11 protein-coding genes, 1 pseudogene and 1 other annotated feature are annotated in these 12,886 nt (G+C 35.8%); of the genes and pseudogenes, 5 read left to right on the top strand and 7 right to left on the bottom strand.

All coding sequences use genetic code 11. The features are described 5' to 3' along the window. The first annotated feature begins 35 nt into the window (after positions 1-35). Positions 36-860, top strand: coding sequence for a flagellar motor protein MotP (motP, locus tag K332_RS0111075; protein WP_026907506.1), 825 nt, complete (start codon positions 36-38; stop codon positions 858-860). Continuing rightward, a complete protein-coding gene (gene motS / locus K332_RS0111070) occupies positions 850-1,641 on the top strand; it encodes a flagellar motor protein MotS (RefSeq protein WP_026907505.1) in 792 nt (263 codons plus the stop codon). The genes motP and motS overlap by 11 nt, the downstream gene beginning before the upstream one ends. 107 nt (positions 1,642-1,748) lie before the next feature. Here the strand turns inward: motS and K332_RS0111065 are convergent, their stop codons facing one another. From K332_RS0111065 to K332_RS0111055, 3 genes are read right to left on the bottom strand one after another with little or no spacing between them, the layout of a single operon-like run. Beyond that, the gene (locus K332_RS0111065; protein WP_026907504.1) at positions 1,749-2,921 is read right to left on the bottom strand and encodes an acetoin utilization protein AcuC; all 1,173 of its coding nucleotides are present in this window, start codon (positions 2,919-2,921) and stop codon (positions 1,749-1,751) included. Beyond that, positions 2,918-3,568 carry an acetoin utilization AcuB family protein gene (locus K332_RS0111060; protein ID WP_026907503.1) on the bottom strand — a complete coding sequence of 217 codons (651 nt, stop codon included), beginning with the start codon at positions 3,566-3,568 and terminating at the stop codon, positions 2,918-2,920. Before K332_RS0111060 ends, K332_RS0111065 begins: the two co-directional genes overlap by 4 nt. Beyond that, a complete protein-coding gene (locus K332_RS0111055) occupies positions 3,568-4,215 on the bottom strand; it encodes a GNAT family N-acetyltransferase (protein WP_026907502.1) in 648 nt (215 codons plus the stop codon). The genes K332_RS0111060 and K332_RS0111055 overlap by 1 nt, the downstream gene beginning before the upstream one ends. Positions 4,216-4,452: 237 nt before the next feature. Here K332_RS0111055 and K332_RS0111050 point away from each other — a divergent pair, with 237 nt between their 5' ends. Further along, positions 4,453-5,289: an aminoglycoside phosphotransferase family protein gene (locus K332_RS0111050; RefSeq protein ID WP_026907501.1), complete on the top strand. Its 837-nt coding sequence runs from the start codon at positions 4,453-4,455 to the stop codon at positions 5,287-5,289. A gap of 299 nt (positions 5,290-5,588) precedes the next feature. On the opposite strand, the gene K332_RS22380 is transcribed toward K332_RS0111050, so the two are convergent. Then, on the bottom strand, positions 5,589-8,507 hold the full coding sequence (locus K332_RS22380) for a transglycosylase domain-containing protein (RefSeq protein WP_036688720.1): 2,919 nt from the start codon (positions 8,505-8,507) through the stop codon (positions 5,589-5,591). 124 nt (positions 8,508-8,631) lie between these two features. Beyond that, positions 8,632-8,845, top strand: a binding site (T-box leader). 56 nt (positions 8,846-8,901) lie between these two features. On the opposite strand from K332_RS22380, the gene tyrS reads away from it, so the two are divergent. Beyond that, positions 8,902-10,173 (top strand): tyrosine--tRNA ligase, encoded by a 1,272-nt coding sequence (tyrS, locus tag K332_RS0111040; RefSeq protein ID WP_026907500.1) that lies wholly within the window; start codon positions 8,902-8,904, stop codon positions 10,171-10,173. 49 nt (positions 10,174-10,222) lie between these two features. Here tyrS and K332_RS23275 read toward each other — a convergent pair whose 3' ends face one another. Both K332_RS23275 and K332_RS0111030 read right to left on the bottom strand, forming a co-directional pair. Beyond that, positions 10,223-10,765: a DUF6241 domain-containing protein gene (locus K332_RS23275; RefSeq protein WP_051359431.1), complete on the bottom strand. Its 543-nt coding sequence runs from the start codon at positions 10,763-10,765 to the stop codon at positions 10,223-10,225. A 259-nt stretch (positions 10,766-11,024) separates the two neighbouring features. Beyond that, positions 11,025-11,360 carry a winged helix-turn-helix transcriptional regulator gene (locus K332_RS0111030; protein WP_026907499.1) on the bottom strand — a complete coding sequence of 112 codons (336 nt, stop codon included), beginning with the start codon at positions 11,358-11,360 and terminating at the stop codon, positions 11,025-11,027. Positions 11,361-11,485: 125 nt separating this feature from the next. Between K332_RS0111030 and K332_RS22370 the strand changes: the two are divergent. After that, positions 11,486-11,976: pseudogene (locus K332_RS22370) on the top strand (lactoylglutathione lyase family protein). Positions 11,977-12,479: 503 nt separating this feature from the next. Here the strand turns inward: K332_RS22370 and K332_RS0111015 are convergent. Continuing rightward, positions 12,480-12,886, bottom strand: a 407-nt coding sequence (locus K332_RS0111015; protein ID WP_026907247.1) for an ISL3 family transposase, incomplete at its 5' end; no start/stop codon positions are given.

The raw sequence follows: 12,886 nt of genomic DNA, 5'->3' as shown, positions 1-12,886 counted from the left end.
GTGTAATATGAAGCGGAAGTTTGGGGAGAGAGAATATGAGAAAAAGAGATTTACTAACTCCAATCGGAATTACCTTGGGCTTTATTATGATAATGGGAGCAATACTTTCTAATTCTGGTACAGAAGGAATTGTTTCCTTTCTAGATGTTGCATCTGTATTTATCGTGATAGGTGGGATGATTGGTTCACTGCTCATTAACTTTAATTTGAACCAAATAAAATTAACAGGAAAAGTGTTAAAGGAGTCATTTAAACAAAATGACCGTCAGCTTTCTGAATTAATTAATCTTTTTATTAGACTTTCTGAACGTGCAAGAAGAGAGGGAATTTTAGCATTAGAAAACGAGCTAGATGATGTGGACGAGCCATTTATTAAAAAGGGAATCCTTCTTGCAGTTGACGGCATCGAACCGGAAGTAATTCATGATATTATGAATGCTGAAATTACGGCAATGGAAGAACGCCATTATCGTGGTAGAATGATCCTAGAAAAATGTGCCGAATATGCTCCGGCATGGGGGATGATTGGTACGTTAATAGGTCTTGTGTTGATGTTGAATAACTTACAAGATCCATCGGCACTAGGTCCAAGTATGGCTGTCGCATTATTAACCACTTTATATGGTACAGTTCTAGCTAATTTAGTATTTACTCCAATGGCAAGTAAACTTGAGAATAAAACAGAAGAGGAAGTATTTATTAAACAAATTATTATCGAGGGTGTTATTGGTGTTCAATCTGGTCAAAACCCACGTATTTTGGAAGAAAAATTAGGAGCATTTCTTTCAAACGATACAAAATCAAAAGAATCGCATGCATATGATTCCTCCGTTGTTGGGGAGGGCCTAAATGAAGCGTAGAGAAATTAGAAAGAAAATTGATAAAGGTGCACCAAAATGGATGGTAACCTATTCCGACATGGTCACATTGATTCTAGTTTTTTTTATTTTGTTATTCTCTATGTCCCAAGTTGACACTGTAAAATTTGAGGCTGTTTCTGATTCTTTTCGGAATAGAATGATATTTGATTTCTTACCTTCCTCTGTACCAATGGATAATCCAGCGGAGAGTACAAGTGTAGAGAAGCAAGGTCAAGATTTAAATGAATATGAGTTACCAGTGTCAGATGATAAAGAAGATGAAGCAGATTCAGATTCTAGTAAAGAAAATGACTCCCTTAATGAATTAATGGTGGAAGTAGAAAATTATTTGGATGAGAATGCCTTAAATAATGTAGTATCTGCGAATCGGTCAGAACGTGGTGTTGTTTTAGTTTTACAAGATAGTATATTATTTGACCCAGGAGAAGCAGAAATATTACCTTCTGCACTACCGTTTTTGACAAAGGTAGGTAATCTATTAGCACAAATCGATAATGATATAAAAGTAGAAGGGCATACGGATGATGTTCCAATGTCGAGCTTTAGATACCCCTCAAACTGGGAATTATCGGGTGCAAGAGCTAGTAGTGTTGTTCGATTTTTGGTTGATAAGAATAGTTTGGATGAAGGACGTTTTGCGATTAGTGGGTATAGTGACTCAGAACCAATTGTACCAAACGATAATGCTAGTAACCGAAGCAAAAACAGAAGAGTAGAAATAGTTATTCTTGAAAATAATATCGTAGAAACAGAAAAGTAAAGGAGTTGAAATCAAATCAACTCCTTTTTTCTTTTGACCAAAATATTCATTATTTGTATACCTACGAATCCATGTTAGTATTTAATCTCCATGATACTATTCAGTTCTTACATCCCTATTCGAGTGCTTCCACTTTTTTTGTTTGTATACTTTAGTAAGTTCATTAATGTACCATTATTTTTTTCTTCAATTTCTATTTTTCTTGGTATTACGGGAATTTCTTCCACCGGATCATGCCATGTTAATGGCAAGGTAACTGGTGCTTCTTTCTGCCATTTAAGTGTCCATGTTGCTGGTAAATCACCATGTAATGGATGTTCATCCTTCATGACATTCCAAACTTGTGCCCATGCTCGAGGAACAACTCGCCAAATATCATAACCACCACCACCAAGTGCAATCCATTTTCCATCACAGTATAACTTACTAATTTCAAGTGCAACTTCAGGAATTTTTTCATAAATAGCCATCGAACCAGATAGATGGGTAAGTGGATCATAGAAATGGGAATCTGCACCATTTTGTGTAATAATCACATCTGGCTGAAAGAAATCAGCTATTTCTCGTAAAGCGTTTTCATAAATGCTTATGTAAGATTCATCCTGTGTAAAAGCATCGATTGGTAAATTAAAGCTAAATCCATGACCTTCTTTAATTCCTCGTTCATTCACATTCCCGGTACCAGGGAAAAGGTATCTACCTGTCTCATGAATGGAAAAAGTACAAACTTTGGGGTCGTCATAGAATGCCCATTGTACACCATCACCATGATGTGCATCTGTATCAACATATAATACTTTAAGGTCGAATTTTTTACGTATATATTTGATTGCTATTGCAGCGTCATTATAAATGCAAAAGCCGGATGCCTTTTGTTTGAAGCCATGATGTAATCCGCCAGCAAAGTTAACGGCTCCTTGAGCACCATCTATCATGACCGCTTCAACAGCAGAAAGTGTAGCTCCTACTATTTGAGCTGCAGCTTCATGCATATTAGAAAAAACTGGTGTATCCTCCGTACCTATTCCAAACTTAATTAAGTCTTCCTGTGCCATACGATTCGCAGATTTCACTGCACGTATATAAGCAAGGTCATGAATCAGTGCTATCTCATCATCAGATGCTACTCGAGGGGGGATAATTTGATCTTCTGTTAGTTGTCCAGATTCTTTGAGTAACTCCTTTGTTAGGATAACACGCTTTTGATTAAACGGATGCTCATCGTTAAAGCGGTAATTTAGTAAAGAATGATCAAAAATAAATTTTATGTTTTTGTTCATAATCTAGGCTCCGGTATATTGTTTGGCCACATTAATTCATATCCAGCATCTCTTAGATCACGAATGATTGGTAACGGATTCATTGTTTGGACGCGGAAAACTAATATTTTATAATCAGGATCATTATTAAAAGGATAGACTAACACCGAGGAAATATTGACACCTCGATTTCCGAATACGGATGCAACTTCTGGTAAAATTCCTGGCCTGTGTGGAACCTTAACCTCAATGTGGGAACCTTGTACATGTGTACCGGTTAGCTGAATTAATGTATACAGTAAATCTTTTTCTGTAATGACACCTACTAGTTTTTCATTACTTACTACAGGCAAGCATGCAATTTCCCTATCATAAAATATTCGGGCAACCTCTTCTACAAAATCTAAAGGATGTGCTGTTATAACAGGGCTACTCATAATAGTCGATATTTCTTTACCCAACACTTCCTTCTCTGGACCATTTGTTAGAATAGATGGGCTTGCATCGCGAATATCACGATCTGATACAATTCCGATTACACAATAGTCTTCGTTCACTATTGGAATATGCCTGATTTTATGATTAACTAAAAGCTGATGTGCCTTTTCGATTGAATCTGAAGGTCCTAATGTAATAACATTTTGATTCATTATTTTTTCAACATGCATCATAAACCCTCCCTAAAACTTCGAATTTGATGTCGTTTTAAAAAACGTAACGTTTCAAATTGCTGTATTGCATCCTCTGTAACATGGGAACCAATTCTTACCATCAAACAATTTGCCGGATGTGAAATGATTTCAGGGTCATCCGTAGGAGCTGGGAGCAGTCCACCAGAAGCCATCATTTTTTCCATGACCTTTCGATATTCCCAAATACTTAAATTTGTTCCTTTTAAATCCCAGTGCCAGTAGTATTCTGTAGAGATAATAATATAGTTTTCCATAAAAGGATCCATCATAGATAGTTTTAATAGACTAGACGCTATTCCACTTCCTCGATATTCAGGAATGACCTCAATAGCCCCTAACTCTATTAAATTTTCCATTTGGAAGGTTGACCATCTTTCTAAAGGATCTGGGTATAAATAGGTTACATATCCAATTATCGTATCTTCTGTTCTTGCAATGATAATTCGCCCATCAGGTAAACCAGCTATATCTAAAAGAGCCTGAAATTGCTTACTAGCGGGGCGGAAAGATGTCAAATCATGATGAAAAATATAGTTTTCGAGTGTTGATGAAGGGACTGGCCCTTCAATGATAACGTTGGTTGCTTGATGTTTTTTGCTATTGTAAGTTTTTAAATGTTCCATCTTATTTTCACCACTCAAATTTTGTATTAGTTTTATTATACAAGATTATCGTTTTAATTTTTAGTCTTTTCTTGATTAATTTCTAAAAGGTATTATGTGGCTACATAAGCATCTGATTTTTGCTGATTATACTTTGTATTCAAAATTCTTTTAATATAGAAATTGTAAATTGGTTTCCATAAATAGGGCCGAGTAATGAATTGATTTAGTAAAATACAATAATCGGGGGAATTTACTGTGAAGATTGGTAGAAAGATTGGTGAAGGTGGAAACTCAGAGGTGTTTGAATGGGAAGGTAGAAACAAAGTGATTAAATTAGCAAAACCAAATACTCACAAAATAGCTTTAGAAAGGGAATTTAAGAATAATCTTATTGCTTGGGAAATGGGGTTAGCTGTTCCTAGGCCCTATGAAATTGTAGCGTATAATGACCGGCCTGGTATTGTGTTTGATCGGGTAGTTGGCGAGACGTTAAAAGAACGCTTATTTAATAATATAATCGAACAGGTAAGCAAAGGTCAATCAACGTTAGATTTTAATGATATTCGACATACTGCACGTCTATTAAGTGAAATACATCGTATATCTCATAAGGAGTTACGTCCACAAAGAGAATTCTTGAAGAAACAGATAGTTAGTGTGAACTACTTAAATGATTCTGAAAAAGATGCAGTTATTGGTATTTTAGATGGTTTGCCTATAAAAAGCCAGATGTGCCATGGTGATCCAAATCCTAACAATATAGTAATGAGCAATGGAAATCCAGTATTTATTGATTGGAATGATGCCTCTTGTGGAAATCCAGAAACGGACGTTGCTGAATACATAATAATGATTAAATATGCTGTTCTACCAGCAGATACACAGCAAAATATTGTTAGATATTTTGATGCAATAAGGGGAAGTATAATTAGAATATTTGTGGATGAATATACACTTCTTACCGGTATTACCTATGAGGAAGTAGACCCATGGATTGTTCCGATTGCAGCCCGCAAGCTTTCTGCTGACGGTATTTCTGAAGAAGAGAAGCAATTATTAGTAAATGAGATAAAATTAAGACTTGGCAAATGAAATAAAGGACTTTCAGGACGTGTTGTGTTTATAGTTTCTTATACTAGTCAGTGAATAGGATTCTAAATTAGATAATCACCACCAAGACAAAAGAAAACAAACATTATGATAACAGCCTAATTAGCATAGAAATAAATAAGCACTATCCTAGTTCAAATTGAATTAGGATAGTGCTTATTTGTAGTACACATTGTTCTTAACTAATTGCAATACTTAACAATTTAATCTCTCATTCTTTATTCAAACCCCATTAAGTTTCTTCAATACGATTGAATAACATCGTTAGAACCAACTTATCCTTATTGATTACTTGGATCTTCAGGTTCTTCTGGATCTCCAGATTCAACAGGTTCACCTGGATCTGGCTTTTCTTCTTCCTTACCAGGTTCCGGTTGTTCAGGGGTTTCATCTTTCTTCGGTTCTTCTGGTTCTGAGAAATCACCGACAACAATTTCTTCTGACGCAGAAGATTCCAATCCGAAGTAGTCAACTGCTTTCACATGGTAAACACCCTTACCGTTTGGTATTTTAAAACTACTTTTAACAGAATGACCGATTAGACCGAATGAATCGCCTGGCTTATTTGCACGGTAAATTCGGTATCCGATAACATCGTTGCTACCGGAGGCCTTCCATGACAAGGAGTTACCATTATTCTTTAATGAGGAAGGTGCACCAGGAGCTTTTCCATCATCGTTAACTACTGATTTATGGCCTTCTATATTCGGTAAAGAAATCTTTTCCCAAGCCTCCCTACGGAAACTAGGGAATAGCTCTGTTAAATCAGCTAGTTTATCGTATCCATTTCGTATGATCCATTCAGGGTTAAAGGATAGACCGTCATCCTGAATAAATTCTTTTGGTGTTTTTGGTCCTGCTAGTACAGACTTTCCATCAACGAGGACATAGGATCCTGAAACTAGACTATCGTCAACTTGAGTTGGTACAAAATTGACATTGTATATATCACTTGATACCAGTCCTGCTTTTTGACATAAATCGGAAGCAAGCATACCAGATGTAGCACAAACGCTTCTAGTTACGATTCCGTCAGGTTGTTTGAATTTTTCTGAAGGAGCTACTAAATCGGGTCTAATCTCTGATGCTGCATTCATTAGCTCTGCCCACAATTTTATATTTCTATTACCTTCATATAAAGCACAACTATCACACTTCAATGACTGTCCTATACGATAACCTAACCAAGTTCCCATTGTCACGTTCGGGTTATAAGCAACAAAATGAACATCATGAGTATTTTGGGTAGTACCAGTTTTACCGGCCCAGTCAACATTTGGATAAATTAGTTGTGAACGTAAATAGTTAGCAGTACCTTCACTAACAACATCACGTAATATATCCGTTGTAAGGTAACTGGTTTGTGGAGAAAATACTTCTACTGGTTCCGTTTTATGTTCATAAATTACCTCACCATCTTGGTCGGTAATCTTTTCAATCATGTAGGCATCGACAAAGTTACCGCCATTAGCAAAGGTTACAAAGGTGTTTGTGTTTTCTTCTATAGAGATACCGTGAGTGGTACCTCCAATTGCTAAGGCTGGGTTTGCATATTCATTATCTTCCAGAGTTGTAACTCCCATTTTACGTAAATATTGATCCACAGGATTATCATGATTTATTTGAGTGTATACCTTAATGGCAGGTACGTTATAGGAGTCTGTTAAATGATCACGAACAGACATAATACCATGATAGCGATAATCAAAGTTTTGCGGTTGATAATTTTTACCACCCGCTACCCATGTTGTCTTAACATCGGCAATAGGAGTTCCTGGTTGAACTACACCTTTTTCCATTGCAGGTGCGTATGCAAGAATAGGCTTCATCGTACTACCATTGGTACGTACCATGTCTGTAGCATAATTCAGCTGATTTTCGAGGCTATACCCACGACCACCAAGAAAGCTAATAATTCTCCCGGTTTTATTTTCAATTAATATACTTGCTGCTTCAACCCGCATAGAAGGTATTACTTCACCAGTAGCAGGATCAATTGTTTCGCTAGTCCAATCGGGACCATAATGCTGATAATTCTTCGCTACTTCCTGAAATGCATCATAGATTTCTTTATCTATCGTTGAATGGATATTATATCCATTTCGTCGAAGGTCACGATCAGCTAATATTGAATATTCACCTTTTAATTCTTCATCTTCTTCTAAATCTTCTTTAGAGAATCCATCTTTTTTAGCTAAGTCATACATAATAATTTCTTTAGCTCTTTTTTCTAATTCAAATGTTAGATATGGATATTTTTCTATAGGAGATTCAGATTCAGCGATGAAATCAGCAACGATATCATAATTAACCGCCTCATTGTACTCCTTTTCTGTAATGTAATCTAATTCATACATACGGTTAAGAACTACCTTCATACGGTTAATTCCAGGGTCAAGTCCCGCCTGGTCTTTTAATCCACCGCCACCTTGATACGGTGTATAATAAGAAGGACCTTGTGGAAGACCAGCAAGAAATGCAGCTTGTGGAAGGTTAACTTCATCAGCGTTAATCCCAAAAACTTCTTTGGCAGCAGTTTGAACACCTGCGATATTTCTTCCATTGGCGCCACGTCCGTATGGGATAATGTTTAGATATGCTTCCAGTATTTGATCCTTCTCAAAGAATTGTTCTAATCGCATGGCAAGTAGAATTTCTTTTGCTTTACGTTCAAAGGAAACTTCATTCGTTAAAATCTGGTTTTTAATAAGTTGTTGGGTTAATGTACTTCCTCCAGACTTCATATCAGAATTAGTAAATTCTTGAACAAGTGCTCGAATAATTGCCTTTGGTACGACACCATTATGCTCCTTGAAGAATTCATCTTCTGTTGCTAAGACGGCATCAATTAATGTTGGTGATATATTTTCTAATTTCGTTTCTTCTCGATGAAGATCAGATTGGATATCACCAAAATAAATATCTCCAGCAAAATACAATTTGGATGTTTCTTCATAATTATAGATATCTTTTTCCATACTTTCATATGGACGTATTGGTTCGTCTTTGACTAAAGAGGCAAAGTATCCAAATCCGACACCCACACCGAAGAACATCCCGATAATTCCAATAACAACAAAAAACAAAATAACATTCCAGACAACATCATATGTAATTCTTGATGCACGTTGTACTTTACCAGTGCTCCAGATTGATTTTACTTTAGTACCAACTTTTTGGAGTAATTGTTTAAAATCCACGATAAAACCTCCTATTATTCCAAGAATAATTATAGCATAGGCAAATGTATAGTAGGTACAAGAATTTTGTAAAAAATAATTGCTTTTTTTATATATATTATATATGATAGTTGTAATATTATAGATTCATGCTATGAAGGAAGTAGTAGTGTTGCAAATCCCTATCAAAGAGAGCTGGTGGTGGTGTGAACCAGTATATATTTGCAGGCGAAATACAATTCTGGAGCAATCTTAATGAGCCAATAGGTAAAATTAAGACGGTGAAGTCATCGTTAAAAACCCCAAAGTGGCATAACTTGCAACAAGGGTGGTACCGCGTGTTAAAACTCGTCCCTTATTAATTAATAAGGAATGGGTTTTTTTGTTTTTTATTAAAAAATGGAGTGTGAATAAGATGCATATCTTAGAGGATTTAGAAAAAAGAGGACTTATTAACCAGGTTACTGATAGAGAAGGGTTAGAAAAGCATCTATCAGAAAATGTAGTAACATTATATTGTGGATTTGACCCAACTGCTGATAGCTTACACATCGGACACTTAGTCCCATTAATGATGTTAAAGCGATTCCAAAAAGCAGGCCATAAGCCAATTGCCTTAGTAGGTGGCGGTACAGGTATGATTGGGGATCCAAGCGGTCGTTCTACAGAGCGTTCCCTGAACACAGAAGAAGTAGTAAAAGGATTTAGTGATGCACTAAAAGCACAAATTTCAAAAATATTAGAAGTGGATAAAGATGAGAATCCAGTAGTTGTACGAAATAACCATGATTGGTTAGGTAGTATGACCATCATTGATTTCTTACGTGATGCTGGAAAACACTTTGGTGTAAACTACATGCTAGCAAAAGAATCTGTATCCGCTCGCATTGAACAAGGGATATCTTTTACAGAATTTAGCTACATGATCCTACAATCGTTAGACTTTCAAAAGTTATATACACAAGAAAATTGCACGCTTCAAATTGGTGGTAGTGATCAGTGGGGGAACATTACTGCGGGAATGGAATTAATTCGTCGTGCAAGAGAAAATGAAGAGGAAGAGGTAAAGGCTTTTGGTTTAACAGTTCCTTTAATTACAAAAGCAGATGGAACTAAGTTTGGAAAATCTGCTGGTAATGCTGTATGGTTAGATGCAGATAAAACAAGTCCATATGAGTTTTACCAGTTCTGGATTAATACAGATGACCGCGATGTGATGAAGTTCTTACGTTACTTTACTTTCCTAAGTGAAGATGAACTCATGGAACTAGAAAAAGAAGTTGAAAATCATCCGGAAAAACGAGTTGCCCATACACGGCTTGCTGAAGAAGTAACAAGAATGGTTCATAGTGAGGAATCAGTAAAACAAGCACAAAAGATTTCTGCATCTCTATTTAGTGGTGATTTAAAATCACTAACTGCTGATGAAATTGAACAAGGATTTAAGGATGTACCATCATATCAAGCAGATAAAGTTGATATCGGATTAGTGGATCTACTGGTAAATGCGAAAATCTCTTCTTCCAAGCGTCAGGCTAGGGAAGACATTACAAATGGTGCAGTTTCCATTAATGGTGAAAGACAACAGGATGTAAATTACGTTGTTTCAGAATTAGATAGATTGGAAGGTAAGTTTACAATCATTAGAAGAGGGAAGAAGAAATACTTCTTGATAAGATATAATTAATACACTAAAAAGAAACTGTTCCAATACTTGGAGCAGTTTCTTTTGGTTATTACTGACTTTCTATATACTCTTTTTCTTCTTCTAAAGATAGTACTCCTGTTGCCCGTCCGATTGTACCACCCTGTAACTCCCATATTGCATTATGGTCATCATCTGCGTTTTGAAAATCACCATTCGCCCATTTTTCTAAAATTTGTCTATATACATTGCTGTGGCTAAGAACAGTATTATTAAGGCCTTCTAGTAACCAATCTATTCTTTCGGAGTTAATTTGATAAAAGCCCCATTTTTGCTCAGCTTTTACCTTTTGATGGCTCATCCCATGAATATATTCTTGATAGTCTGTATCGGTTAATTCTATTAAAGATGTTTGTTGACCAAAGGGGTTCAATCCTTGTGCTTTGAAGGATTGCATATCGTCTTCTGTTATAATCCCACCTGCAGATTCTCGCATCTCATTTACTTCAGCGGAACTTCGATTTTCAGTGTTATTATCCACTTCTGTGGCTTTCATGTCAGTGTAAATGAGATAGCCAACAAAACCGAATATTAGGATAGTCAAGAACACTAAAACAACTATTATTTTCTTCATTATACAAGACCTCCTGCTACTAGTTTAATATATATAGCAGAAAATTGGAAAAATAACTGTTTAATGAGAAATATTCTTGATGTTGTATGATGAGGATTTCTACAATATAAAAAACCACAAGCTGTTGGTAAACAAGCTTATGGTTTGGACAATAACTGATGGTGTCTCTTCACGAGAGTAACTAACAATAATCTTAAACGGAATTCTCCAATTCTGTAATTGGGCTAGATTGTGGAGTGCAGCGGTATTATTAGTACATTCATTCCTTACTAGTTACTAATTGATTTGTTATTCTTTTTTCTCCCCATGCACACATGATGTCAAGAACCTTTCTTAAAGACTCTCCGGTATTGGATAGTGAATATTCCACTTTAGGTGGTACTTGCTGATATACATAACGATTAATGATTCCGTCATTTTCTAACTCTCTTAATTGTTGAGTTAACATTTTTTTTGTTATTTGTGGGATGGACCTTTGCAATTCACTAAATCTCATTTTTTGATTTTTTAGGTGGCATAAAATTAGGACCTTCCATTTTCCACCAATAACTTCTAAGGTAGCTTCAACTGGAATATTATAATAATTCTCTTGCACTGATTTCATCCTCTTTCATATTAATTAGGTTACTTATTAGTTACTAGGATACAAAAAAGTAACTACTTTTAAATTTGACACCCTAGTATTATACTATTTTTATTATGAAAAAGGAGAGATAGGATTTGAGGTATCCACGAACATTTTCACATATAGGGCTTTCTGTTCCAGATTTAGATAAAGCTGTAAATTTTTATAAAGAAGTTATGGGATGGTATATCATGATGGAGCCGTCTGAAGTAAAAGAGGATGATAGTGTGATCGGTATTATGTGCAAAGATGTATTTGGCACTGGCTGGGGACAATTCGTATTGCACACTTAGCAACAGGTGATGGTATCGGCATTGAGATGTTTGAGTTCAATAATAATGAAACACCGGAAAATAACTTCGAATTTTGGAAAACAGGTATTTTCCATTATGCAGTTCAAGATCCCGATGTAGAAGGGCTTGTAGAAAAAATTGTTGCTCATGGCGGAAAACAACGTATGCCAATCCGTGAATATTATCCAGGTGAAAAACCGTATCGTATGGTTTATTGTGAGGATCCTTTCGGGAATTTAGTAGAAATATACAGCCACAGTTATGAACTGACTTATTCGCAAGGTGACTATTAAAATCCCTCGTATAAGTAGATGAAAAAGTTGAAAGCTTGGTTAATTAAACAGCCTGGCAGTATAGATGGACTTGTATGGGAAGAAATACAAGATGTCTATGCCAGTGAGGGGCAATTAGTTGTAAGGTAGTTAGCACAGCATTAAATCCAGTGGAGTATTCAATGATGCAATCTGGTAGCTCGAACTGGACTTATCCGCATTATACCGGAGTTATGCATAGCCAATATTTGTCTTCTATTTTTCTTGCGTATAGTGAATAAAAACATAAAAGACATTGGTGAGATTGATTCTTTTCCAATGTCTTTTTATTCCCTCTTAAATTAACAAGATGAACATTAATATAACAAATCCCATATACAACCTTATTATTTTGTTCAGCAGTATTCTATTTTCACCCATGCTACTATTTAATGGCCTCAGTTGACTCTGAATCATTGTAATACCTAACCCTATTTTTAAAGGTTCTAAGTCAAATGTTGGGGTGGTGATTTTATTTCGCCACCCTAACCTATTTGTAACCCAATTCCTTTATACTGACGATTCAATAAGATTTTTGCTCTGAATCGCCTAAAGTTCCTAAACCCGTAAGCATTTCTTTTTAGAACTTTAGTGGTATTATTTATACCTTCTAAAAAGCCATTGGAATAATTATAAGTGAAGCTGTTCAGCACTTCTATTTGCCAGTTTATAAACGTTTTAATCGCTTCTTTCATTTCGGGAATACCAGCGTCTTCCACCATTTCATAAAACGAGAATAACCCTTCCTTAACCTCCATAATATTATCCTCGCCAATACTTTTAGCGTTTTCAAACCATTCCTTATAGGCTTCTTTTAGGTGATATGCCTTACAGAGTTCCTCCGACATATCCAAATATCTATCTAAATACCACCTTTGTTCATCCGTTAGTT

It is taken from the genome of Paucisalibacillus globulus DSM 18846 (assembly GCF_000482485.1).
Lineage (GTDB): Bacteria > Bacillota > Bacilli > Bacillales > Amphibacillaceae > Ornithinibacillus > Ornithinibacillus globulus.
Note: the sequence above shows the minus strand (reverse complement) of the source record. Positions and strands in the feature narration are given on the sequence as shown.